Source organism: Streptococcus pneumoniae (genome assembly GCF_001457635.1).
GTDB lineage: Bacteria > Bacillota > Bacilli > Lactobacillales > Streptococcaceae > Streptococcus > Streptococcus pneumoniae.
The window spans coordinates 1,615,713-1,641,837 of the sequence record NZ_LN831051.1; the positions used below are offsets into that span (position 1 = coordinate 1,615,713).

Sequence of the window (26,125 nt, forward strand, 5' to 3'; positions counted from 1 at the left end):
TTACCCTCCCACTTTAATTTTTAATATTTTAGAAACTATTTTGTCAAACTCTTCAATAGAAAGTGAAGTATCAATAAATGGAATATCTGTAAAATATCTAACCTCATCTAATTTATGATTAATTTTTATATGTAAATTCTCTCCGATTAAGTATCTATATACTTCATTTGTTATTCCATACCTATCACTCAAGATATCTCTAGGGTACTTTTGAATTAACTTTGGATATTTTTTAGTAATATTGTCAATTTCCTTCATTAAAAAGTAGATATAATCATTTCTCAATAAATGATTTACTTTCGTTATATCAAGTTTGGTAATTACTGAGTATAAAGCGAATTTTTTTAGTATTTTTTTCACTGTGTGCCCTTTATAATTTCCTGAAATTTCAATATTTTTAGAGGATAATTGAATAAGACAATCCAACAAGGAAACTACTCGAATATTTTCTTGGCTATCAATAAATTCTAGAAACAAGCTTTCTATATTGAAATTAGAGGTATTTCCAAAAAATTTAAATTTTTCTGGAATCTCTCCATGAAGAAAGTAATCCAAAAGTTTCAGGTAGAATTTATTAATATTTATCTCAAAATATTTCTTAGACTGAATCTTAAATTCCGTACAGTCAATTATAGGAATAAACTGTCCTCCATTTTTCACAAAAATTTTAAAATAATTTCCAACTTTTGAGTTTTCAATAAAAAATGGAATCTCTTTTGTAATAATATAATAGTCTCTATCAATTAAATTCCTAATTAGGTGTTCGTTTGAAGTAATAACAACAAAATCTAATGTTTTAGACGAAATAACTTCTATTTCTCTTAGAAGACTAGTTAAAAAATTCATTGCTAATGAATCTTGTTTATTAACTAATAAGAAATTATAAGTTTGATTATATATTTCCCAATACGGATTTATATATTCTAAATCCAAGATTCTTGTCCAAATTGTTTCCTGGGGATAGAAATATATCCCTTCCTTAAGGCTTTCATAGTCATGAGCCATTAACGCTGAACCTATGAACCAATCACCTCTCAAAAAACCACTATCTTTCAGTGTAACAATATCATATTTCTTAATAATTTCAGAAAACATTTTCTATCCTTTCACTCTATATAAGCACCAAATCATTTCTGGAGAGAAAGTTTCACAAATAATAATATCATCATTATTAATTATCGTTTCTTGGCTTACTATTGAAAAACGATAACCTTCTTCCAGAAATTTTTTATTTGCCATAACTTTACTATGGGTAAAATCTATCCTCAGATCCATACTTTTTTTCTTTAAATAGTTTAACATCAAAATCTCAGTTGCAGGTTGGATAATCGCCCTATTAATTTTATAATTACAATTCTCGATTAGAACCATTCCCTTAGTAAAAGAGTGAAAAGAATCCACAATTTCAATCCGCTTATGATATTCAAAGTTGAAATCTTTCCAACTATAATTTTTAATACTACTCTCGAAAGCTACAGGTAATAATATATATTGCCCTTTTAATTTATCAAAGCAATTAACTATACTATCAAAACTATCATACAGTACAATCACATCTACTTTTAATTTTATACGATTTATTGCATAAAAACAATCTGTTGCAGTTGGTCCTAATGTATTTATTATCATCTTTCCCCCAAGCTCAAAATACAATGTTCAAAGTCTAATCCTTGATTTTCCAAAGATACTAAATCCCTCATCTCTAAATAAATATTCTCAGAAGTTTTTACATTTTGGAAAAAATATTCACTTGAATCCAAAATTTGTATTTTGTGTTCTTTTAAAACAGCAAATATTCTTTCAAAATCTAGGTGTTTTATCTTTTTATCGATATGATTTAATGTTGCAATCTCCTTCCAATACTTTTCTAGTTTTAATTCCAAATAATTATTCTTTGAAATTAAATATTTTGATGAATAATAACAAAATTCCTGAATCATAGAGCGAGTCTGCTCCACAATATTGGTAGGTGAGTCTAAAGCTTCTATTATTTGATTTTTTATATGCAGATTATCTACTAAAAGATTATCTACACTTCTAATACTATTAATAATTCCACGATAACGACTTCGATTTATTCTTTCCTTCAAACAAAAAATCAAAGAAATTTTATGTACAAAGTGAAACCTTCCCTCTAAAGTCTTTTTTATACTAATTAATTGCTGAATACTGTCTACTATAACTAGAATATCAATATCCGATTCTAATTTCCCATCCTTGATTCTTGGATTACCTCTTGCCAAGGAACCAGTAATAACGAGTGAAATTTTTCCTACCTCGCATTTTTTAAAAAATGAAATTAGTATATCTAATTCTTTAGACAGCAAGTCATTCCTATAAGTTATCATACTTTCCTATTACCGTATAATCTTTTCCACTATCAGTTACTAAGCAATCCCTATATTGCTGTAATAAATAATTTATTTCTTTCACTTCATCATGAAAGACTGAAAAATTAGCATATTCTAAATCTTTTACCATATATTCTACTCTAAAGTGTATGTCATCAAAATCTTGATCATTGATCTGTTCTAATTTGGAGTTGCATACTAAACTCATCCAACCATCATTACATACGATTGTATTCGCTACCTCTAGAGACTTTGGTGAAAAATCATACTGTAAAGGGTTGAATAGCTTAATAGAGTAAAGCAAATACGCTCCCCACGAGTTATAAATTAACTTGAATTTTGTTGGTTCCGTACTCTTTTCAAAAAAGTATATTTTTTTTGAAATTAATTTTAATAATTCCATTAACTCCTTTTTATTATAGTTTACACCTTCATCAATATGTAAAAAAATTGATAGTTGACCACTATTACTTCCTAACTTACCTCCTGTGAAAGGAGCCTCTATATAGTATCCCCCTTTAATTTCAACAGTTTTTTTAAATTTTTCAACGCAATCAATCCTGGAGGTTGTAAAATCAATTACTATGGTTTTACGAAGTGATTGTATATTTAATAAAAACTCATTAATGAAATTATCCGTTTCAATATGATTACTAAAACAAGTGATTATAAAATCAACCTGATTTATAGCATCAGGTAATTCATCTTCTCTAATAAATATTATTCCATTTATTGTTGAATTTAGATGCCTACTATATAGGTATATATTATATTTTTTCGACTGTTTCAGGATTTTTAATATACCCCGAGTCATTATACCATACCCTATAATTAATACTTTTTTATGTTTCAAAGTCTCACCACTCTCTAAAATTTTACGATTTAACTTAAATATGTTTTAGCTAGTAAGTATAGTCTTTAGATACTCTAAAGACTTAGGTGTACACCTAAGTGATTTAACCACCAACAATAATGATAATGTCCATCACTAGCATCAAAATTGGGAAAAATTTTGAAATTTTCTTCATATTTAGACTTCCTTTCAATTTTTATTTATTGTACAATAAATAAAACTAAGTTAACTTTTTGTTGGGAAAATGGGAAAAACTATGAAATCAAAACTTGGCATCACACTTAGAAAAGTTCGTAAAGGCAAACAAATCAGTCTATGCTCTGTTGCTGATGAGCATCTTTCAAAATCGCAAATATCCCGATTTGAACGTGGAGAGTCAGAGATATCATGTATCCGACTGATCAATATTTTAGACAAATTACACATTACTTTGGATGAGTTTCTTATTTTACACGATGAAGACTATACAAAAACTGAGTCATTTGCCAACTTAATACAGTATATCCGTAAACAATATTCATTACAAAACATCAATAATATACAATCTCTACTTTCGGATTCCTCAAATTACACTTTAGATTCTTTTGAAAAAACAATGGTAAAATCCATTTTACACACAATGGATTCAAGAATCATTCCATCAGATGATGAATTACTTCAACTAGCAGATTATCTCTTTAAAGTTGAAAAATGGGGTTATTATGAGATTATTTTATTAGGTAACTGTGTACGAACAATTAACTACAACTCCTACTTCTTACTTAACTAAAGAAATGTTAAATAATTATATTTACTCATCTCTAAATAAAACAAATAAGCGGATTGTCACTCAGCTAGCTATAAATTGTTTCATTCTCAGCATAGATAAAGAAGAATTTTCTAATTGCTCTTATTTAATTAATGAGATAAAGGGATTGTTAGAGAATGAATTAAACTTTTATGAACAGACAGTTTTTCTCTATGCAACCGGTTACTATGAATTTAAACGTCAATTAAGTAGTGGTATTGAAACAATGAAACAAGCTATACAAGTTCTCGATATTTTAGGAGAATACAAGTTAAAATTACACTATACTGACCATTTTAATAAACTAGTAAATAAAAAATAAATGAAATTATTCTCTATCTTTTAACTAATTAGTCGTAAATAATATTATTCTAGTAAGGCATTCTCGTGAAATTTTAGAACTGTAAATTTATTGGTATTAATAATTTTCACAAACAAATCCAATCTTCTAGCTATCTCCTCATATTTATTAATTTCATTACCAAGTTCCTGTTGTAATTTTAAAATATCCGTATTGAGTCGATCTAACATTATTGATTCCGTCATGTTCATTTGGTCAAAATCATACTTAGCTAATTTTCTAGTCTCATGATCTTCACTCTTCAAATTGATAAGGACTTCCGCCATCTTGTTTAAGGTGGCGATTTTTTCTTGGGTTTCTTCTAGCTGCATATCAATCTCTGCAATTTCTAATACAAGCTCATCTTTGATTTCTTGGTATTGTTTGTTCGTGTTAGATAGTTCAATCATAAGATTAATTTTAGAAATCTTCTCTTGAAGACTTTTTAAAGTTGGTCGTCTATAGGGGAGTTTTTGGCTATCGTTGCTCAATTGTCTGATTAAGGTCCTACCCTTGATGAAACAATTATTATCCATGTTTTCTTTATTATAGACAAAGTAAGAAGACGTTTCTCGAATGTAGACTTTATATTTTTTCTGATTGTCTTCTTCCATAGTATCCAATTGATAATTGGGAATGAAAATAAGACCACTCTGCTTAATACCAAAAGACACTTTGATATAAATTCCCTCATCAACTAGCTTCTCTATTTGGTTCTCTGCAAGTTCCACTTCAAATTCACGAACAGCATCTCTCTTTTCCTTAAATATCTCAAAGGCTTCCTCAATCTCTTCAGTGGATACTTTATCCTTATCTCGTTCTTCTTGGAAAGCATGGTACTGTTCCTATAAATTCTCTAATCCTTCTGAAGCAACGACTTCCTTATTTTTAAAATAATCTTGAAAAAATTTGACATCATATAATTTCTTATCACTTATTTTTTTATGACCCAAACTTATCTTTTGATTATCTTCTTCCAGGATAAAAGTTACATTTTTTTGTTTTAAGTCAATGGTTAGATTCAATTCTTTTGCTTTTGTTATTAACTCTTCTAAAGAATTGACACGGTTCAACAAAAATTCTAAATGACTTTCAATCTCTTGTTTGGCAAAATATGTTTTAAAAAAGTCTTCATCATATAAATCTCGTTTACTAAGTTGGCGACCTCGAATTGGTTTTATCATCGTTCTATCTGTCATCAAAAAACGGCTATGCTTTTGACTAAAATCAATCTGAACATGCAACTGCTTTGCTTTCTCTAAAAAATCATCAAACGATTTAGATTGCTGAAGCAAAAAATAAAGACGTTGTTTCAATTCAAATTTATGACTAGATTCCTTATATTTTTTATAATCTCGATAGGAATAACGTTTCTCAATAATTTTTGCACCAGCCATTTTAGAAATACGGTCTGAAATCATACGGAGGTTTCGTTCCAAGGCATAGTTCCATATCAACTTTTTATCTGAATTGCGGTCAATAGCGTTAATTAGGATGTGATTATGAACATGATCTTTGTCTGTGTGAGTTGCTACGATAAACTTAAAACGACCTCCTGTCAATTCCATCATGGTCTCATAACCAATGCGGTTAATTTCTTCAGGTGTCAGATTATCTTCAGGAGAAAATGATTGGATGAGATGATGGGCATGAATAGTTTGTTGGTGTTTTTCTTGTCGGTCATTTCTGGACTCGTACAACTTGTCGTTATTAGTAAAGTTAACATTGTACATTTCTACCATTTCTGCATGGCTAGGAAAATCTAAGTAATTACTCATGCCAAAATCAGATACTAATTTTAGATTATCTGTTTTATCTGGATTGAGGATATATTTAATCAAACGCCTACGATATTTTTTTCCGTGCGTCGCAAAGTATTTAGTAACTACCATGAAACTCCTTCAGTCTTTTCACCTCCACTTGAAATTCTTTGTCCACTTCCTTAATTAACTCTCCGACTCCTTTACTCAATTCTTGTAATTGGTCCTGAGAAATCAGATGGCTTTGATTAATCGCACGCGCAATTTGATTGATGTTATTTCCAATCCTCCTCAATTCAAACACTAACTGTTCATAAGTATCAGTGTTAATCGTGACAAATGACATATTGGGATTAAGCAAAACTTTTCTGGCGTAGACTGAGAAATTTTGACAGTGACTCTTAGTAATACGATCATTTAATTAATTCAATTCTGAATCAGTTAGAAATATTTTTTTAGATTAGTACGATAACGATAAACCATAGCAGTCTCCTATCCCATATATTTTTCACAGAATTCACGACTGAGTGGCTGAGCTTGATTGACTTCTACAATTAATTCTTGAACACAAGTCAATAAGATTGAGACGTGCTCTTGAGTCACTTGATGATTCTCTCTTGCGATAATCAAAACCAAATGCACATCTCGACTGATCTGTTCAAACTTTTGAGACTGCCAAAGGGAAAACCATTCTTTGGCAGCTAACTGTTTGTCATCAGTCATCAAAATTTTATCCCTGACGAATGGTGAAAAGTGACGATAATTATCAACCTCCATCATTTTTTCAATCTGTTTTAGCTCATCTGCGGTTAGATTTACCTCTTTTCGAATGTCACGGTACTGTTCAGACATCTCTTTTCCTCACTTTCATCCTTTCTCGGGTAAACCCCGACCCCGTGTGTCATACGGGAAATTTCTTAAAGTCCTTGTTCGGTCTTTGCGAGCTCAGGCATTGTGGTCACAATACCCAAAAAATCATATCGCCAGCTAACCAAAACCTTCCAGTTTTGACAGCTAACCATAAGATAACTTGGTGGCTACGCCCCCAAACTCCCAGGTAAAATTCTTAGTTGGATTTTTAAAAGTTGAGAAAAGTATAGCAGAAGAAAGTTGGGGAAGTTATCACAAATCAAGTAGGGACTAATCTCTAACACCACTGCATGTACCGTCCTATATTTATGATCAGCTCCCATCGTTTACATTTTTAGGTCACTGTCTTTTCATACCAGGAATTAGAATTGACAAATTTAATTAGAGAGGTATTCATTTAATTGTTCACTTCTTCGCTCCATTTCCATTACAGAAATTTCTTCAATACTATGTGTTCAGCTGACTCCCATGATTCGTTGTACTACGTCCTAAACGCTCACGGAATAAGCCGTACATCTTTCCTAGTTTACTCTCGTAATTTACGTATATAGGTTACGACACCTATTTGGATTTTAGAGTTCCTCATCCGCTATATATGGCTTCAAGTCACGATTCTGTTTGTAGAACCTTGATTTCGCTAATTCCTTCCTATCCCCCCTACCTCACGATATTCAGGCTTAGGAGTCGCTATTGGTTTCATCTGCAGCAAATATCCACAGAGGACTTGGACCTCAGATGTACACTATGCCTGTCGAACAAAGAAAAAAGTAGGCTAAATTTCTAACCTACTTTTTCTGACTCTACTCTGATAAAGCCGTCTCATATATAGACATTTTATGCTTGAAGGAATCTTTTCCTCCCTCTAATTGATTGATGATATGATTTTTTATATATTTTTCACTAACATATCCCTGTGATTCAATCCATCCGTTAACTCCATCTGACTCCATAATAACAACTTGATCTGTCATAGAATTTGTTACAATTGTAGCATTATGTGTTGCTAAAATAATTTGACGTTGAGCTTTCACATCTCTAAACTGCTGAACTAAATGCCTGTAAATATAACGATTGTCTAGATTGTCTTCAGGCTGATCAATAATCAATGGTCTGAAGTCTTTAGAATAGTCACTATATGCTAATAAAAAATCAAGCATGGCTACAACTTTTTGTCCCAAACTTAATACACCAACTTCTTTATAGAGAATATCAAGTTGTTGCGAAGATTCTTTCGAGTTAATATTAAACTCCAAAAATCGTGTATTTTCTTTAGAAAAAATTTTTCGTTTATATGCACCTGATAAGTGAGAACCTTTTTTCAAAATGTCATAACTATTGAAATGAGCAATATAGTTAACTATTTTTTGATTATTGAAATCCTTCATTATAGTCAGTGAATGTTGATAACTTCCATCTTTCTTACTTATAATATTTTCACTTAACCATTGATTAACCCATGATTCTTGTTCATAATCATATATACATACAATATGCAATTTATCTGCTGCACTAATTTCTACTCCATGTAAAATATGAGGATGTATATCATAAATCGGATAATTTTTCATTATGATTGAGACTGCCATTTGTAACTTTTTAATACCTTTGGTAGTATTATGATCAGTTACTACAACTATTTCTATTCCATTTTTTATGATTGCCTCTGCTAACATAAGAAAACTAATATATTCTTTTGAACTAGAAAAAACAACCTTATCAAAATTACTAAAAAAAATTGTCTTATCAACTTTTATTTTCTTATTTTCAAAAAATATATCATATAGTTCATCTTCAGTAATTTTTCTATATTTCGTTGCAGTCCAATTAGAAAATAGCTTGTAATCATAAGAAACAGGTGTATGCAAATGAATTAAAGTCTTGTGAAAGCTACCGAATTTCTCTTTGGAATTTGTTAGTTCTTGATAAACAGACTTTATCTTGTTATTAAACCCTCTCATTTCTACTCTCCTAAAAATATCAATTGTTTATTTTTCAAGTAATTCATTAAGTCTCTTTTCCCCTACCCTCAACATCTCCTTTTCTACCTGACTCCACTCTCCAAACAATAACTCATGAAGAACATCTGCTGCTGAAGTTGTATTTTCTTTTGAATCATATACACAACTTCTATCTCGTTGGTAAATTTGAATTCTTTCAAAAATAGCTAGTTCTTCCAATTGTCGTGTATTATCAACTAGATGATTTACAATGAAATCATGATGTTCTTTTGGTGTTGCGCGTGCTTGATTTGGATTGATAGCGTACAGTTCTTCGTATCGAATAAGAGTGCTCAGATAGGACAGCTTAGGCTTTGTCGCAATCAAGGCTAATTGTACTTCATATCCCTTATTTTTCAAGAGTTGTGCCGTTTTCTTTGGAACATCAACTGTTCGTAAAGTTCCCTCTATCAAAAGATTGTATCTCAAACTACTCAATTTTGTTACTAAAGACTCTACCATTTTTCCTGCAAAATCTTTGGTATATTCTACACTGTCTTTGCCATATTCTTGCTGCAGTTCTAAATAGTGTGGATGCTGAGAACGAAAACTATCACCATCTATGATAACAATATTTCCTTGAAATTCTTTCTGTTTAATACGATGAATTGTAGTCTTACCGGCACCACTTTGACCTCCAAGCAAAATCGCTATAGGTTGTTTACTGGACTTTTTTCCTCTTGTCAGTGAACGAAGATTCCTTGCTAAAGCATGTTTGAATTCACTATCAGTATAATCTTGGATTTCCATTAAGCTACCATCCGCTTTTCAGATATCTCTAACATACGTTCAATTCCATCCAAATAGCCACTATATCTCTCTATTTCATCAAAAGTTTCTACTAAATAGATATTCGTATGAATCAAGTCAGATAGATCATCACTCATTAAAATCCAAGGATTAGATTCATCATCAATGCTAATTCCCTGACTATCTTGATAACGATAGAGTCGAGATAATAGATTAGCACCTCTTTCTTTCACAATTTCAATTTTCAAAGTCAATTCATAATCTTCAACAGGATTGAGCATTTTATCTTCTCCTACAATATCGACATAAGATACATTAAACTTCTGACAAATGATGTCAATTAATTCCGTAGAGACTGAACTCGTTCCATTTTCATAACGACTCAAGCTATTTCGAGAAATTCCTATAATTCGTGCAAATTCGGGTTGTGTTAAGTCATGTGTTTTACGTAAGGATTTTATGTTCTTTCCAATCATAGCAAACTCCTTTATTTTTATAAATCCATTATAGCATAAAAAAGCATAATACACCAATTTTGGTGCGTTATTTCTTGTTTTTCTATCCTAAACTTTACTTCTATAAAAGTCACCTAAAGAGCCATAAATATTTATTCTTGTATTAATTTTTTCGATGCGCAAACGATATCTACAAATACATCTATAACGATTCACCTTTTAGGATTTTTATTGTCAAAATTGCCTTTATCTACAAAGACAAAATGCTTATAAAATAGCTTGAAATCAAGGATTATCACCTTTTTCGTTGTAGCAACACTCCACATGTGATTATTAGGCTATTAGCAAAGCGTATCCAATACCTCAATAAAGTGTTGTTTTTACTGATATTTTAACTATATTGTATAGTCTACTATTTAAATCTCAATTAGGATATTTTATAGAATACCCAAAATTCAACAATAACTAAAAGTAAGATTCCATTGTATTTCCTTGTTGGTCTTTCATATCACGAATTTTATTTTTCAGAATATTAAAGTTACAAATTTCATCTCTAATATCGTTATCCGCTCTGTAGCCATTAATCATCTCAGTCAGAGTTTTCCCTTTACTACCTTTCTTTATAGTAGTATTTACTCTTTTTATACTGCTTTCAAAAGGCTCATATGTTTTATACTTAATTACTTCGTCTTTAAAATTAAATAAAGGTGTATCCGGCTTAGCATTCCATAAAATAATCAACCACATTATAGCATTATAAAGCTGCTTTGCAGTTTCATTCCACTTTTCAGGTTGTAAATTTCCACTCCCTGTATTGTCATATTCTTGTCTATTATTTACATGAGAATCACCTACAAGTGGATTAAAAAGAGGTAGCCCTTTGTGATTAATTAGTTCTAAAAAATCCCTTGCCGCACCCATGCAACACTGAATAACTTCCTTCTTGCCATCAATTTTACTCTCAGCGATAAATACATAATATTCATCTTCAATAGTTGCTCCTGCATCACTATGTTTTTGTTGATTTGCTAACAGCTTAATATGTGCTTTAGGCTAAACTTCAAAATCTCTAACAATTCTTTGTCTTGTTTCATGTCCTCTACAATTCATTTAAGTTCTCCTTTACAAGTTTAGTAACTAGCCTTATTATACTATATAAGATATGAAATGTACCATAATCTTCATCAACTAGTTTTTAGAAAATCACAAATCCATCTGGAGAGATGACAAGCTGATTCTCCAATTCTTGGCAATTGCTTGCTAGTGCTACTGCTTCTTTCTCTAAAAGATAATCTTCTGTTGATTGGTTGAATATTGCTTTGAGGATCCGTCCTTCGTATTTCCATTCCAGAGCTACTAAATCAGATTTGATTTCTTGAAGGCTATACTTGCCATGCGAAATAATTACTGACGCGTATTTCCGAATCTTAATCAGCCTCTTCATAAAGTTCAGCATATCATTGTCACTTGATACACGTTCCCAAGGCATACAACGACGACAATCTGGATCTGGTCCTCCAGTCAAGGCTAGCTCGGTTCCGTAATAAATGCACGGTGTTCCTTTTTGTAAAAAGAGAAAGGCTAAGGCTGATTTAACCAGTTGAACATCTTCATTGGCCGTCCACAGGATTCGCTCTGTATCATGTGAATCCAAGAGATTAAACATGACCTCTGAAATCTGCTGCTTGTAATACATAGACTCTCCATTGATTTCATCGATGAACTGGTCTGTCTTCTTAATTCCTCGTAAGAAATAGTCCTTGATACTATCAGATAAAGGATAATTCATGATGGCATGGAACTCATCTCCATTTAGCCAAGGCTGAGATGTATGCCAGACTTCTCCTAGGATATAAAGATCAGGATTTTTAGCTAAAACTGCCTTACGAAAATCCTTCCAGAACTGATGGTCAATCTCATTAGCCACATCCAAACGCCAAGCATCGATATTAAACTCTTCAATCCAATAAGTCGCAACCTTTAAAAGATAATTCTTGACCTCTGGATTGGCTGTATTTAGCTTAGGCATATAGTCCTCGAAACCAAAAACATGATAGGGTAAGTCTCTCTTATTAACTAGCTTTTCAGTTGTCACTGGGAATTGTTGAATATGGAACCAATCCTTATAAGCAGACTGTTCACCATTTTTGACGACATTTTTCCATTGAAGAGATTGCGAACCAATATGATTAAATACCGCATCCAGCATGACTTTCATGCCACGATGATGCGCTTGATCCACCAGTTCCCGAAAGGTCTCCTTGTCTCCAAAATGACGGTCAATTTCAAAGTAATCTGTCGTATTGTACTTGTGATTGCTTGTAGATTCAAAGATGGGACAAAGATATAGTCCAGTAATACCCAAGTCTTGCAAGTAATCCATATGATCAATAATCCCCTGTAAATCACCACCAAAGAAATCATCGCTCTTAGGTGTGACAGATGAATCCCAGTCTAAAGTCCCTTCTGGGTTTAATAGAGCATTGCCATTGGCAAATCTTTCAGGAAATATCTGATACCATACCGTATTTGAAACCCAGTCAGGAACCTTGCAGGCATCAATCTTGAAGATAAGGCAACTTAAATCCATTCCCAATTGCATGAAGATTTTCTAGAGAATTTTCCACACACCCTTTATCGCCATACAAAATATTTTGACCTTCTGTATCTCTGAGCTCAAAGAGATACTGGATACGTGCAAAGTCAACTGACACTTCAACCTGCCAATGGTCAAATAAGGTACCAGAAGTTATCTTGACCATTTCTTTTGTATCCTGATAAAACTCCTCCATAAAGATAAAAGGGTCCCCATAGTGCAAGTTGATGCTTTCAATGTCCCCTTTCTTAGTTCGAATTCGAATATGGAGTTTCTTATCCTTATAAAGATAGGCATACTCCGACTCAGGCCTATGGTAAATAGCACTCAATTCCATCAATTTGTCTCCTAAAGTATTCATTCAAATTTTACGCAAACGTTTTCAAACTCAATGAATCCAGTATACTATTTTTGTAAACTATTTGCAAGGAATGTCCGTTGTTAAAGGAACTATCTTTTAAAGTATACAAAAAGCCTTAAAAAAGGCTTTCTCTATATACTAATCCTCTTTCGGTTTTGAAAATACTTCTACTCGCTGAGCTAGGACTTTGATTTCTACAGGTAGGTTATCTGATTTATCTCCGTCAACATCTGACTCCAATTCACTATCTGAAGAGATTTTAATATTACGCGCTTTGATATACTCGATATTATCATTTGCGACAACATCCCCTTTTAATAAATCAGGAATGACGGATAATTTGGAGAATATAGAGGCATCTTTCAGAATCAAAATGTTGGCATAGCCGTCCTTGTTTTCTTCAAAGATTTTCTTATCAGCGAAGTAATTTGTCAAAAGGACCAAAACATGGCTAGCTTCACCAACATAATTTCCATTTTCTGTCTCAACCTTAATGTTAAAGACCTGATCTGTCATGACAGACTTCATGGTATTTACAGCATAGGTTAAAATACCGAATTTTGTTTTGTCCTCTATTTCAACATTGTGAATCGCCTCAGGCAGAGAACCGATACTAAAGATATAACCAAAATAGTTGTCATTTGCTTTACCGATATCAATCTTATTGATTAAATCAAAATCCAGTTCGTCAATTGCGCCATCGATGTCTTGATTGATTTCCAAAAGTTTTGTAATGAGGTTACCCGTACCGCCTGGGATAATCCCTAACTTAGGAATGTAGTCTCTCTCATCAATACCTGAAATGACTTCATTGACAGTTCCATCTCCACCAAACACAACCACTGCATCATACTGCTCACGAGAAGCTTCTTCAGCAAAATGTGTTGCATCCAGCGCTTTTTCGGTAATTTTGGTTTCAACATATTCAAAGTATTCTTTTGCTTTATTCTCCAGCTTTTCTTTGTAATCCAAAGCCTTCTCGCCACCAGAAGTAGGGTTGATAATTACCATTGCTTTTTTCATTGATTTTATCCTTAATTTTAAACAGAAATGTTTACATTTCGTCGTATGCAAGTAAATGTAATCCTATTATACAATGAAAATACAGAAAAGAGAAATCTGACATACTGGAGATTAATACGCTTTTATTCTATTTTCCCATCGCCTAACTACATCCTTTAAGGGTTCATCCAAGTAAGAATAGGCCTTATCCTTGATCCAATCAGGAATACCGTAAGCTGCCTCTGCTATGCTACAAGTGATTGCTGCGAGAGTATCACTGTCGCCACCAAGTGAGATGGCATTTCTTATCGCATCTTCGAAGTCTCTACTTTCAAGAAAGGCGATAATGGCTTGAGGGACAGTTTCCTGACATGTTTCGTTAAAACGATAGTTAGGACGGATTTCATCTAAAGTTTGAGATAGATTGTAATCGTATTCTTTTTCTATATAATCCTTAATTCGTCTTTTACACTCTGTAGGATTGTCGTTAATTGATTGCTCGTACTCTCTACAATAACCACCAAAGTAAAAACGACATAGAAAGATAGCATCAGCTGTAGCCATAGCGCCTTTGACACCTTCTGGATGATTATGAGTTACCTCTGCAGAAAGACTCGTAAGTCCTCTAGATGATGGCCACATACCAGTTTTCGCATAAAAACCACAGTCCATGATCCAAGCACATGGAGAAATACGCATAGCTGATCCATTCCCAAAGCTATTATAAGGCTCACGGTTATCGCTGTTTAGCCATGCATTAAACCGAGCACCGTAATCAGCATTCGGATACATTCTGCCATATTTCTTCATCGCGTCAATGAAATCGTCTTTTTGTCCACCATTCATAATTGCTTCTGCAACAGCACAGGTCATAACCGTGTCATCTGTAAAAAAGCAGTCCTTCCGAAATAAAGGAAAGTCCTTTGTTTTGATATTGTTCCATTCGTAAACAGAACCGACAATATCTCCAATAATTGCTCCAAGCATCAGATTCCTCCTTGTTCATTTTGATGCTTTTTATATTGGTTATCTACCATATTTATTTTAGAAAATAACATCCTGTTGGATTTTAAAAATTTCATTTTTTTCAAAATAGGGTTTTACCATTTCTTTCCACCTAGCTCTATGAAAATTGATTGATTTTAAAGGAGATAGGCCATAATTTCCCAATGCATAACCATCATTTACTTCAACAACAAGTGTTCTGCCATCGCGAGTAACACCGATATCTAGTCCATAAGCTATTGGCGCATCTTTCCAACATGATATCGCTTCATCAATTACACTTGCATCAAATTGTGCATGATAATCACCTGTATAGGGTCGAACATCTAATACGCGACCATCTAACACAAAACAACGCCATTCAGCTATGAATTCTACAACCTCACTAATCCATATAGGATAGTCGAAAGGTAGACCAATACCTATTAAATCATGGGTTCCATTAACAACTCTTCCAGTAAAGACTTTTGAACCAGCTTTAGGCTTAATAAATTTTCCCCAATTATCAGGTATATTCACAATCTCTCCTAAAATACCAGCATAAATCTTTCGACCATAAAACTCTTTAAGCTCAATAGGATAGTCATGAACCGGAACGTTTAAGCCCATCATTTTTAGTAATGCTCTAGTCTCCATTATATAATCTACAACTATATCTTCACTTGTTAACTCTTTTATTTCAGAAAAAGATTGATATAAAATAACTTCTTCTCCTTGTAAGTAGGCACCTACTTGAGCATTGTATTTATTAATTGAAACCTCACTTGGTAATTTACTTTGTCTAATATAAACAACCATTTCATCACTCCTATATCACTAGTGTTACACCAATTTGTAAAAAATAATAGCAATTTTGCTCTTATTTTTTTGAGTAAATAGCCCCCATAATATCATCGAAATAATCAACGGTATTTAGGAGTAATTCAATAACCTGGGACTTTGTTAGTCGCATTCCCCTTCTATCTCTAGCATCTTCTACTAAATTTTCAAGTTTCTCTAGATTTTTATCATCCAAGCTAATCATTATTCTATTTTTATCGGTTGCCATTTTCATCACCTCGAGTTAATTCTATCACAGGTGTAACACTTGTGTCAACTGGCTTTTATAATACATTAGTTTAAAAGTGGAGAGGATTTTTAACACAGTAACTTTAAATCTTTGGTATTAAAAAATTTTCACAATATTTATAGAAATAAAATCTGTCTCAAATCAGTTATCAAATCTAGTATAAATTATGAGCGGCTACTCTAATACTTTCCCTCTAAACAAGAAAAAGACTTACACTCAAGGGTTTTCTTCCCCCCCCTTCGTTATAACGTTTTGACTCTTTTACTAGCAAAGGTATATACTCACAAGGAACTTTGGTTGACTATTGAATCTCTCCAACTTCTTCTTTAACATATCCTTCTACATCTTCAATCTCTACAAACATTGGGTCTAAGTGACACAAGAAATGCCAAACTTCGATCCCTTTTTTTCTGTAAAGAATCGCTTCACCGTCTTCACTTCCGAAAAAGCTTCTGTCGATTTCATATCCGCGGCTTTCTAAGAAGTCTTTTGCTTTACGATAGTTCGTTTCTCTTGTTTCGACATAGGCTTTAACTTCATGGTTGTTAACGACATATGCATCAATTTTTGAATATCCTTCGATCACTCTATCATTTTTGAGGGATAAATTTGAAATCTCTTTCCAAATAATGTTTACATTTTCCTCAGGATCGAACATAAATTTAGATAAAGGAACAATATTTCCGTTAAAAATAATTTCCATATAATCCGGTATGTTTTTAGGATTAAAATACTCCACTTCAAAACCATCTTCTGTTTCCAGAGTGTATCCCGGGATTTGAGCTACAAAGGCTTTCCCATCTTCTATGGAATCAAATGCTACTAAATCTTTAGAATAATCATTTTGGTACAATTCCAATATAACCATCGATAATCTCTCCATTTTCATTATCAGGCTAATGTAAATAAGCACGTCACCTGACCAATTCAGGCTCTCTGTATCATCTCATCATATTTCCTACTTACTTTACGAGTCCTATACCCAGAACACACCTTATCGACCTTCGGTCTCACCTCGTCGCATTGGCTGAACATCTACTTTTACTTCGCTGATGCTTCAACTCGTACAAGCAGTGATACCGCCTCAGCGTGATGCGTCAGTGGGACTCAAAAAGTTTGGGGAACCTTTTGAGGATTAACTACGTTTCTCTAATAAACTTACACATTCAACTTGTTCATCATTGTCCAAATCTATGTTGAGATTTTCTTCTATAATTGGTAGCTTAAAAGTAATGGATTTTAGCCATTGTCCGTTAGATTGTTTTTCTTCATAAACTTGAATTTCAGAAATCAAAGCTGAAATTAACTGCCTACGCTCTACATCATTCATGACTTTATAGAGCTTATCAAAATAGATCAGAACCTTATATATGTTATCTCCTGTAAGCTTTTCAGCTTCAATAGTCTGTTTCTTTGCTTTCGCATCAATTAGTGATGATTCTAATTCATCTATTTTGTCATACATACGATATAGTCTATCATCTAAATCCTGTTTCCTTCTCTTATAATGCTTATCTTCAACATCTAAATTATCTATTTCCTCAATTAGCTTAAACTTTGTAGAATGACTCTTTCTCAATTCCTTTTGGTAATTATCTATTTCTTTTTCTATTTCAGAGGTATCCACCTTCATGTTGATTTTTTCTTGCATCATAGAAGCAAATTTCGGATTACTTACTATCTTGACAATCACCTCTGCAACAGCATCATCTAACAATTCTTCTCTAATTTGCTTACTGAATGTACACTTATGACCTCTTATCATCTGCCTATGGTTACAACCATAGTAATAAAAATCTTTATACTTTGTGCCATCTTTCTTTTTCTTGATACACTTGTTCCCAAACATTCCCACTCCACATATCGGGCATTTTACAATTCCAGAAAGCAAGTGTGTGCGTGTATCTTTTCCTTTATTCACATGCTCATATTTCTTTGCTTGAGATTTTAGCTTAACCTGAGCAGCTTACCAAACTTCATCGGAAACTATAGCTTCATGTATCCCTTCAGATATTAGATATTCATCTTGTTCAACCTGCTTATATTCATTTCTTGTACCATGAACTTTTTCTAAAGTTCTTCTTCCAAATGCTATTTTCCCATTATATACAGGATTCTTTAATATCTTTCTTATAAGACCTGCATCAAACAAAGGATTCTTACCATTCTGTCTTGGGATTTTTCTAATTCCATGATTCTCTAAGTATTTAGATATCCCATTGGCTCCTATCGTAGTATTTACATACTGGTCGAAAATCGTTCTTATTGCAACTGCCTCTTCCTCATTTATAAACAGCTTGCCGTCTTCAAGTTTATATCCATACGGAGCAAAGCCACCATTCCATTTTCCTTCCCTTGCTTTTTGAATGCAACCTTCCATTGTTTGAATACGGATGTTTTCTCTTTCTATTTCAGCCACAGCTGATAAAACAGAAATCATTAGTTTCCCAGCATCTTTAGATGAATCAATGCCATCTTCAACGCAGATAAGATTAACTCCATAATCCTGCATTATCTGAAGTGTAGAAAGAACATCAGCGGCATTTCTTGCAAATCTTGATAACTTAAACACAAGAACAAAAGATACTCCATCTTTTCCAGATTTTATATCTTCCATCATTCGATTGAACTGTATTCTACCTTCAATAGACTTGCCAGACTTCCCGGCATCTTCATACTCTCCAACAATTTCATAATCGTTGTAAATAGCAAAAGCTTTCATTCGTGATTTTTGTGCCTCTAACGAATACCCCTCTATCTGTATTGACGTAGATACTCGTGTATAGAGGTATACTTTTATTTTTTCTTTTGACATAGTATTAACCTCAATATAATTTTTCTATATCATATATAATTTTTTTAATTTAAGTTTGGACTATCATTTCAAGTATATTATAACACTTTTATTAGTCCGTCTCAATTTGTGTTTTTGCCATGTCAAAACTATTTTTCATCTCTTGATTTTTTGCTGGCGTTGGATCGGGTAGATTATCTAAATCTAAAGCACCAGCATATTTTGCAATCAGATTTGCTATTAAATCAGCCAATCCATTCCAGTCATTGTCCAATATATACCTCCTCTAAAGTTTTATATCTAATAATTATTTGTTTAATTAAGTTTTTTGACATTGACAAGTGCTTTGGATTAGCAACATAGGAATCTCACCTCCGCCTCTATTCCGGATGAGCCGGCTTCAACCTTAGAAGTATCATTATCCTCATTTTCTTCATAGCGGATAGGGTATCCCTCCCTATATTCAAACTCTTACTTATCGCTCACTTTCTTTTTACTTAGCAGAACTTTTTTTGCCGAATTATTCAGCCGAAAGATCTTGACGGATAGGTTATTACGCTCCAAAAATAATTAACGTCTTGTCTTGGTCTATTCAATTGTTAAGGTTCAAAATTTATCGAGAGTTATTAATCTTTTTAAAATTTGACCATCAGAAAATATTTATCTTAATGTAACAAAATTCTATAAATTACCCTCTTATACTTAACAGTGAAAAGAAGTCTTTCTTGGTAACCAATTTTGAAATAGAATTTGCTTATATAAAAAGGTCAAATTCCCACTGCATAAGTAGCAGTGAAAATTAGACCCTCTTGGTAACTGTCATCTAAAAGTCTTCTAGCATTTCTTTAATTTTCTAATCGCCTTTAAAGTGTCATATTTATATTTTTTTATCTCTGGCATACTTTGATACCTTTTTAGACTTAAAGTCTTTAATAGTGCCTTTCCACCTCTTTTTATCTATAAAGATTCTCCTACATCATAATTCATTTTTTTATTTAAACCTTTCTGTCTTAGTTTGTCTTTATCTTCTTCATACCATTTTAAGATTGTCACATAGTGGTTTTGATAGGTCTTACCACTGCTTTCCATGTATCTGGATAGTTTATTTATCATTATATCTGTGTGTGAGTTTAATTTTTCTTTTAGATTTTTATATTCTTCTTTGCTTAACCTTACATTTTTGAATTCTCCATAAAAAATGGGGGTGGACTTTTTATCTATCTCTCCCTCTCTCTCTTTATCTATCTCTATATCTTTCCATGTAATTCCAATCTGGAGTACCTCTACTGTCTATCGGTAATTTAATTTTGATATCTGGCAATACTGTGCTAGATATTTGATCTTTATATTCAGTATTTTTTAAAGCTTGCCTAATAATTGAAGTTAAATAGAATGCTACTTCTTTATTCAATTCTTTATTTTTTAATTTTAAACAATGAATTTTCATATCTAGGCTTGCTTTATATTTATGATAAAAGACTGCTCCTAAAAATGAAACAGATATAAAATTTTCAAAAACTCTATAATTTTTATCATCTATATCTTCGTAGTAACCTAAGATACCATTGTCAATATTTGTAGCACTAATTCTAGGAGTTTTTCCATCGAGTAAATATCTTTTTGGAATAGATGAGCCTGTTGGTACTTGACTCGATTTCCCCTTTTTTTCGGTAATAAATATTTCTTTTTATTTTGTTGTCCGATATTTTTCCTACCTGTCCTTTGTAGGATGAGTATTTTCTAGATTTTCTTGAATAACTTTTTACTTGAAGTTTTAGCTTTTGAACTAGTCGTTGTACTTTCTTTTTGTTTATTATCAGTCCTGATCTTTTTAATATTGCTGTTATTCTCTATATCCTATTTTTCATTCATGATATTCTTTTACTAATTTTATCTTAAATTCTGTGCTGTATTTGCCATTAAAAAACTGACCTCCTTTAGTTAGTTTTTTGGCCTAACTTTTGAGGGTCAGTTCAAAATTTGCGACTTTTAAATGAATTCCGATATTCAATTATTAAGAGCTAACATGGTGCTTGCCAATAGGAATCATTAGAGGCGAATTGGAAATAGGGTCACGTATAATTTTTGCTTCAAGATTAAAGATATCTTTAACTAGTTTATCATTTAGTATATCTTCAGGCTTTCCCTCTGCAACAAGTTTACCTTCTTTAATTGCAAATAGGTAATCAGCGTATCTTGCTGTTAGATTTATATCGTGCAAAATCATGCAAATGGTTGTCTTATATTTTTGGTTTAGATCAGTCAAGAGGTCTAATAGTTCTATTTGATATGAGATATCCAAGTAAGTAGTTGGCTCATCTAAAAGTAGGATACTTGTATCTTGGGCTAGGGCTAGAGCTATCCATACTCTTTGCCTTTGACCCCCAGAAAGTTCTTCAACTAGGTTATTTGCTAGATCTTCAACATTGGCCTTAACCATTGATCTGTTTATTATTTCAAGGTCATCTTTTCCAAGACTCTTAAAAGGCTTTCTGTAGGGGAAACGACCACGGCTTACAAGATCAGCTACTGTTATTGATTCAGGGATTATTGGAGATTGAGGTAATATAGCTATGTGTTTTGCTAAATCTTTTTCTTTATAAGAATTAATTGATTTATTATCGAGCAATACTTCTCCCTCTAATGGCTTTATAAGTCGAGACAAGGTTTTAATGAGTGTTGATTTCCCACAACCATTTGACCCAATAATAACTGATATTTTTTCTTCAGGTATTTTTATATTTATATTTTCCAAGATTATTTTTTCATCATAACCGCAGGTAAGATTATTTGACCACAGACCTTTCATTATATATTCCTCCTGTTCATTTTTATTAGTAAGTATATTAAGTATGGTGAACCTAACAAGCCAGTTACAACACCTACTGGATATCTAGCTGGTAAAATATTTTGAGAGAATATGTCTGATAACAAAACTAGTAAAATTCCAACCAATCCAGCTAATATTGGGCTTCTTTTCTTGCCAATATTTAAGGCTATGGGACCAGCTAAAAAAGATATACAAGCTATTGGTCCTGTAATTGAAGTAGAAAAAGCAGTTAAAGATACAGCGCAAAAAATTAAAACAAGCCTTGAAAGCTCGGGATTTGCTCCAAGTCCGATTGCTATTTCTTCACCAAGTTCAATAATTTCTAGTCTTTTATTAAAAAATAAAACTAATATAGTAGCAATAATACTTACTATTAGAACAAGAGGTATGTCATCTAACTTTGTAAAAGATAAAGAGCCACTGAGCCATCTCATAACTTCTTGTAATTCATATCTTGCTACTTTCAACAATAAAAATGAGGTGCCTGCTCTTGTGACAGCTTGAAAACCAATGCCTAATATTATCAGTCTTGCTGCTGAAAAACCATCTTTTTTAGCTAGTAAAAATAATATTAAAGATGATGTTAGTCCACAAGTTATTGAAATAATTCCAGTAGTTAAACTATTTGTTTTTAATACCAATATGCAAAAGACCGCTGCAATAGATGAAGAACTTGTGACACCGATTATATCAGGACTTGCAAGAGGATTTCTTAACATAGTTTGAAAGATAAATCCTGCCAATCCAAAAGACCAGCCAGCTATAATTCCTGCTAATAATTTTGGTAATCTAATTTCCATAATCGAAAAACTAGCTCCAGGAACAGTTTCACTATTTAAGACTTTAATCAAAGTTGAAAAAGAATAACTTTCATCTCCGATAAGTAAAATGAAAAATGATAGACTGATTATTATTAATAAAAATAGTGAGGAAAATAGTGTTATTCTATTTTTTCTTTTTTGAATACCTATAATTAAATTTTGCATTAGTTATTAACCCCTCTATTTTTCATAGTTACATAAATAAGTACTGGACCCCCGATTATTGCAGTAATTATCCCTACTTCAATTTCACCTGGTTTACCTAACATACGGCCGATTATATCACATATAAGCAAGAGCTCTGCACCTATAAAAGATGAAGAAATGGTCATTGTGCGTATATCTTTGCTTATAAATAAGCCACAAAAGTGAGGAACTATAAGACCTACGAAGCCAATAGGTCCACCAATTGCAGTAATACTTGAACATAAAAGCACACTTGCAATTATTGCAAGTGATCTTATCCTATTAACATTAACTCCAAGACCAACAGCCATTTCATCACCCATAGCTAAAGCGTTTAAATCTGATGAAATAAATATAGCTATCAAGTGACCTAAAATTATAAAAGGTAGTAGTGTAGATATAGAAGATAATGTAGCTGCTCCAAGGCTACCTATTTGCCAAAATCTAAATTTGTCTAAGACGTTATTATTCGGTAAAATTAAAAAACTTACAAAACTGCTTAAAGCCATACTAACACAAGTTCCTGATAAGGCAAGTTTTATAGGGGTAAGGCCTGCTTTTCCGCTTACAGCAATCGCGTATACAAAAATTGCACTTACTAAGCCACCAATGATTGCAAAACTTATATGGCTTATGCTTGATGAAATTCCTAAAAAAGAAAGACCAATTACTACACTAAGACTTGCTCCTGTGTTTATACCGAGTATACCTGGATCAGCTATTGGGTTTCTAGTAACTGATTGCATCAATACACCGCTTATGGCAAGACTAGAACCTGCTAAAATTGCAAAAATAGTTCTAGGTATTCTTTTATATATAATTGATTTAATAAAATCATCATTTGTATTACCCATTCCAAAAGCTGCTAAAAAATCTCTGATATTAATTTCTTTTGTTCCAAGCTTTAATGACAAAAATATTGTAATAAGAAGACCTAGGCAGATTACAAAAATTATGCCTAGGTTTATTTGTTTTTTATTTCGCATTTTTGCATGCATTTCCTAAAAGATTTAGGTATTCTTCAATAGTATAGTTTATTGAAAGTGGTGTTGGAGTGCATGAGGCTGCTAACGGTGTATTATCTGGAATTACAGCAACGGCACCATTTTTAATTGCATTTATTTTACCTAAAAGAGGATCTTTTTGTAAAGCTTCAAGAGTTTTATCATCACCATAAGTTATGATTACATCAGCATCATTTATCTTATTTGCTTCTTCTGCAGAAATTTCCTTTGCAAAACTATCTTCACTCTCAAATTCTTTTAATGATTCAGGGAAAACTAGACCTAAATCTGTTAAATAATTTGCTCTTGGATCTTTGCTAGTATAAATCCAGAATTTTGATGTATCTGCAGCATTAATCATAGTAAATAATACTTTTTTTCCTTTGATTTTTCCTTTGATTTCTGGATGTTTTTCTAATTCTTTGGATATACGAGCTTCAGTATTTTTGATTAACTCATCACCTTCTTTTTCCATACCTAAGGCTTTTGAATCAATTTTAATCATATCTCTCCATAAAGTTTGCCAAGGTTTAGATTTGTATGCTGCTACAGGAGCAATTTTTGATAGAGTGTCATAATCTTCTTTAGTTATACCAGAATAACCTGCTAAGATAACATCTGGTTTAGAATTTGATATTGCTTCAAAGTTAAGTCCATCCAAATCGTCAAATAGGTTAGCTTTACCATTTAGTTCTTTGATTTTTTCTTCTGTCCATGGTAAAACTCCTTTATCAGCACTTACACCGTAATTTGCTTTTGAAAATCCAACAGGAACTATTCCTAAAGCTAATGCTACATCATGATTTCCCCAAGCAATAGTTGCAACTCTTTCAGGTTTTTTATCTAATATAGTTTGACCGAAAGCATGATCTAAAACTATTTTATCAGGCGCATGCTCTTTAGAAGTATTTTCTTCATTTTTAACAGAATTAGAAGAACAAGCGCTAAAAACTATACACATAGCTAAAATAGCTATTAGAAAAAATTTGTTTTTCATAAAAACTCCTTAAACATATTTCAAGTCTATTGTATCGATAATAATTATCATTGTCAATAGATACAGTTACAAATTTAATAATATAATTTTTTCAAAAAAGGATCTAGTTTTTATTTTTAGTTAAATTATGTCTATATTTTTCATTAACTCATCAATAAAAATTTGTTTGCTAATATCTCTTTCTTCTGATTTTGTTTCAAGGATTATTGCTACATCATTCATATTTTTAGGTAAATACCAACCATCTGGCTTATCTGAATATCCCTTGAAGCCTAATTGATTAAAAGTAGTTATTTGACCAGTACCTTGATTGATGTTTTCTTCAACTTCATTAAAGCCTATACTTCTCTTGCATAATCCCTAACTTGATCTTCTGTCCTTAAAGTCATTTTCTATTCCTCGTCACTAAAATTATCTTCAAAACTAATAATATCATTAGGAGTGCAAGATAAAGCCTTACATATTCTTTCTAAATTCTTAAATGTAATTGGTTTATCCTTTCCCATTTGTGCCATAACATTTGTTGTAAGTCCTGCCATAGCTATTACATCTGTTTTCTTTAGTCCTTTTTTTGCTAACTGTATCCATAATGGTTTATAGTTAAGTGCCATAATATCCCTCTTTTTTTCTTCATTAGATTTATTTAATTATAGCATAAATATTGATTTTATTCAATCTTACATTGATTTAGTGATTTGTTTTAGAGAATTTGTTGTGTTATTCCGTCCTTATTTTGCCATAAATTGTTTTAAGTGGGACCTCTTATCCTTACCATTTTTACCTCCTAATTTTGAGTATAAAAAAGACGATAGAGTTTTTAATTTCTATCGTCTGAGATTTACATATTAAATTTTCATCACAAAATAAGACTCTTTAAAGAATCTTTAAATTCATTGGTATGCTGCTTACAATATCCATTATTAAAATGGATATTGTAAGCAGCATACCAACTATTTATTTTTTGAGTTTTAAACTTTGGTAGAAGTCTTGAACTCCTTATATTTACATAACTATTTGCCTCTATAACTGTTATGACACGAAACCAACAAGCAAGTTCAAGCACCTCCATATCTTTATTCAAATGAGGACTAAGATATTCACAAACTTTATCATAAACCTCTTTATCTTTTTTCATAAAAGGGGCATACAACTTAGCAAATTTATCCTAAAATTTTTTGTTGCCTTTATCAATCATTTCAACGCTCCTTTAAATATAAAAATGATCCTATCAATCTTTATATTGAGCCTATTTTCTAATTGATACCTTGCAAGAAAGGAATAATAGCTGTTCCTATAC

At 32.1% G+C, this 26,125-nt stretch carries 23 protein-coding genes and 7 pseudogenes; 1 reads left to right on the forward strand and 29 read right to left on the reverse strand.

Annotated elements, in window-relative coordinates:
- The 5 genes from AT689_RS08530 to AT689_RS12605 form a co-directional block, all read right to left on the reverse strand.
- On the reverse strand, positions 1–1,095 hold the full coding sequence (locus AT689_RS08530) for a hypothetical protein (RefSeq protein WP_000490587.1): 1,095 nt from the start codon (positions 1,093–1,095) through the stop codon (positions 1–3).
- A 3-nt stretch (positions 1,096–1,098) separates the two neighbouring features.
- Entirely contained in the window at positions 1,099–1,629 is a 531-nt protein-coding gene (locus AT689_RS08535; protein WP_000586362.1) for a hypothetical protein, read from the reverse strand.
- Positions 1,626–2,327: a nucleotidyltransferase family protein gene (locus AT689_RS08540; protein WP_223687579.1), complete on the reverse strand. Its 702-nt coding sequence runs from the start codon at positions 2,325–2,327 to the stop codon at positions 1,626–1,628. The genes AT689_RS08535 and AT689_RS08540 overlap by 4 nt, the downstream gene beginning before the upstream one ends.
- Before the next feature lie 7 nt (positions 2,328–2,334).
- Positions 2,335–3,204, reverse strand: coding sequence for an NAD(P)-binding domain-containing protein (locus AT689_RS08545; protein WP_000680920.1), 870 nt, complete (start codon positions 3,202–3,204; stop codon positions 2,335–2,337).
- Between the two features lie 103 nt (positions 3,205–3,307).
- Positions 3,308–3,379, reverse strand: a complete 72-nt coding sequence (locus AT689_RS12605) for an SHP2/SHP3 family peptide pheromone (protein ID WP_001810617.1) — start codon at positions 3,377–3,379, stop codon at positions 3,308–3,310.
- Positions 3,380–3,460: 81 nt separating this feature from the next.
- Between AT689_RS12605 and AT689_RS12610 the strand changes: the two are divergent.
- Positions 3,461–4,313 (forward strand): annotated as a pseudogene (locus AT689_RS12610) (Rgg family transcriptional regulator).
- 44 nt (positions 4,314–4,357) lie between these two features.
- Here the strand turns inward: AT689_RS12610 and AT689_RS11975 are convergent.
- The 24 genes and pseudogenes from AT689_RS11975 to AT689_RS08675 form a co-directional block, all read right to left on the reverse strand.
- Positions 4,358–6,223 (reverse strand): annotated as a pseudogene (locus AT689_RS11975) (SAG1250 family conjugative relaxase).
- Positions 6,210–6,574: pseudogene (locus tag AT689_RS08565) on the reverse strand (MobC family plasmid mobilization relaxosome protein). The pseudogenes AT689_RS11975 and AT689_RS08565 overlap by 14 nt, the downstream one beginning before the upstream one ends.
- Positions 6,575–6,583: 9 nt before the next feature.
- A complete protein-coding gene (locus tag AT689_RS08570) occupies positions 6,584–6,943 on the reverse strand; it encodes an SAG1252 family conjugative relaxosome accessory protein (RefSeq protein WP_000003746.1) in 360 nt (119 codons plus the stop codon).
- Between the two features lie 818 nt (positions 6,944–7,761).
- Entirely contained in the window at positions 7,762–8,919 is a 1,158-nt protein-coding gene (locus AT689_RS08575; protein WP_001213953.1) for a hypothetical protein, read from the reverse strand.
- 27 nt (positions 8,920–8,946) lie between these two features.
- The gene (gene pezT, locus AT689_RS08580; RefSeq protein ID WP_000405367.1) at positions 8,947–9,708 is read right to left on the reverse strand and encodes a type II toxin-antitoxin system toxin PezT; all 762 of its coding nucleotides are present in this window, start codon (positions 9,706–9,708) and stop codon (positions 8,947–8,949) included.
- Positions 9,708–10,184 (reverse strand): type II toxin-antitoxin system antitoxin PezA, encoded by a 477-nt coding sequence (gene pezA / locus AT689_RS08585; protein ID WP_000579612.1) that lies wholly within the window; start codon positions 10,182–10,184, stop codon positions 9,708–9,710. Before pezA ends, pezT begins: the two co-directional genes overlap by 1 nt.
- Before the next feature lie 444 nt (positions 10,185–10,628).
- Entirely contained in the window at positions 10,629–11,084 is a 456-nt protein-coding gene (locus tag AT689_RS08590) for a hypothetical protein (protein WP_000500470.1), read from the reverse strand.
- Between the two features lie 274 nt (positions 11,085–11,358).
- Positions 11,359–13,096: pseudogene (locus tag AT689_RS08600) on the reverse strand (glycoside hydrolase family 13 protein).
- A 162-nt stretch (positions 13,097–13,258) separates the two neighbouring features.
- Positions 13,259–14,143, reverse strand: a complete 885-nt coding sequence (locus tag AT689_RS08605) for a diacylglycerol/lipid kinase family protein (protein ID WP_000710109.1) — start codon at positions 14,141–14,143, stop codon at positions 13,259–13,261.
- Positions 14,144–14,254: 111 nt separating this feature from the next.
- Positions 14,255–15,109 (reverse strand): ADP-ribosylglycohydrolase family protein, encoded by an 855-nt coding sequence (locus tag AT689_RS08610; RefSeq protein WP_000900020.1) that lies wholly within the window; start codon positions 15,107–15,109, stop codon positions 14,255–14,257.
- Positions 15,110–15,166: 57 nt separating this feature from the next.
- Positions 15,167–15,925 (reverse strand): ATP-grasp domain-containing protein, encoded by a 759-nt coding sequence (locus AT689_RS08615; RefSeq protein ID WP_000262024.1) that lies wholly within the window; start codon positions 15,923–15,925, stop codon positions 15,167–15,169.
- A gap of 61 nt (positions 15,926–15,986) precedes the next feature.
- Positions 15,987–16,175, reverse strand: a complete 189-nt coding sequence (locus tag AT689_RS08620) for a hypothetical protein (RefSeq protein WP_000179769.1) — start codon at positions 16,173–16,175, stop codon at positions 15,987–15,989.
- 322 nt (positions 16,176–16,497) lie between these two features.
- On the reverse strand, positions 16,498–17,064 hold the full coding sequence (locus tag AT689_RS08625) for a hypothetical protein (RefSeq protein ID WP_000234983.1): 567 nt from the start codon (positions 17,062–17,064) through the stop codon (positions 16,498–16,500).
- Between the two features lie 267 nt (positions 17,065–17,331).
- Positions 17,332–19,011 (reverse strand): annotated as a pseudogene (locus tag AT689_RS08630) (recombinase family protein).
- 91 nt (positions 19,012–19,102) lie between these two features.
- Positions 19,103–19,264: a hypothetical protein gene (locus AT689_RS08635; RefSeq protein WP_000368174.1), complete on the reverse strand. Its 162-nt coding sequence runs from the start codon at positions 19,262–19,264 to the stop codon at positions 19,103–19,105.
- 683 nt (positions 19,265–19,947) lie between these two features.
- Positions 19,948–20,247, reverse strand: a pseudogene (locus AT689_RS12930) (hypothetical protein); the annotation flags it as partial.
- On the reverse strand, positions 20,228–20,671 hold the full coding sequence (locus AT689_RS11980; RefSeq protein ID WP_306293086.1) for a restriction endonuclease subunit S: 444 nt from the start codon (positions 20,669–20,671) through the stop codon (positions 20,228–20,230). The pseudogene AT689_RS12930 and the gene AT689_RS11980, both read right to left, overlap by 20 nt.
- Positions 20,670–20,840, reverse strand: a pseudogene (locus tag AT689_RS13510) (IS3 family transposase); the annotation flags it as partial. The pseudogene AT689_RS13510 and the gene AT689_RS11980, both read right to left, overlap by 2 nt.
- Before the next feature lie 164 nt (positions 20,841–21,004).
- The gene (locus tag AT689_RS08650; RefSeq protein ID WP_000677520.1) at positions 21,005–21,799 is read right to left on the reverse strand and encodes an ABC transporter ATP-binding protein; all 795 of its coding nucleotides are present in this window, start codon (positions 21,797–21,799) and stop codon (positions 21,005–21,007) included.
- Positions 21,799–22,806 carry a FecCD family ABC transporter permease gene (locus AT689_RS08655; protein WP_001180357.1) on the reverse strand — a complete coding sequence of 336 codons (1,008 nt, stop codon included), beginning with the start codon at positions 22,804–22,806 and terminating at the stop codon, positions 21,799–21,801. The genes AT689_RS08650 and AT689_RS08655 overlap by 1 nt, the downstream gene beginning before the upstream one ends.
- Positions 22,806–23,813: a FecCD family ABC transporter permease gene (locus tag AT689_RS08660; RefSeq protein ID WP_001244693.1), complete on the reverse strand. Its 1,008-nt coding sequence runs from the start codon at positions 23,811–23,813 to the stop codon at positions 22,806–22,808. The genes AT689_RS08655 and AT689_RS08660 overlap by 1 nt, the downstream gene beginning before the upstream one ends.
- On the reverse strand, positions 23,803–24,828 hold the full coding sequence (locus AT689_RS08665; protein WP_000790743.1) for an iron-siderophore ABC transporter substrate-binding protein: 1,026 nt from the start codon (positions 24,826–24,828) through the stop codon (positions 23,803–23,805). Before AT689_RS08665 ends, AT689_RS08660 begins: the two co-directional genes overlap by 11 nt.
- A gap of 392 nt (positions 24,829–25,220) precedes the next feature.
- Positions 25,221–25,439: a helix-turn-helix domain-containing protein gene (locus AT689_RS08670; protein WP_001207345.1), complete on the reverse strand. Its 219-nt coding sequence runs from the start codon at positions 25,437–25,439 to the stop codon at positions 25,221–25,223.
- Positions 25,440–25,684: 245 nt separating this feature from the next.
- Complete coding sequence (locus AT689_RS08675) at positions 25,685–25,963, reverse strand: hypothetical protein (protein ID WP_000710807.1); 279 nt, start codon at positions 25,961–25,963, stop codon at positions 25,685–25,687.
- Positions 25,964–26,125: the final 162 nt, after the last annotated feature.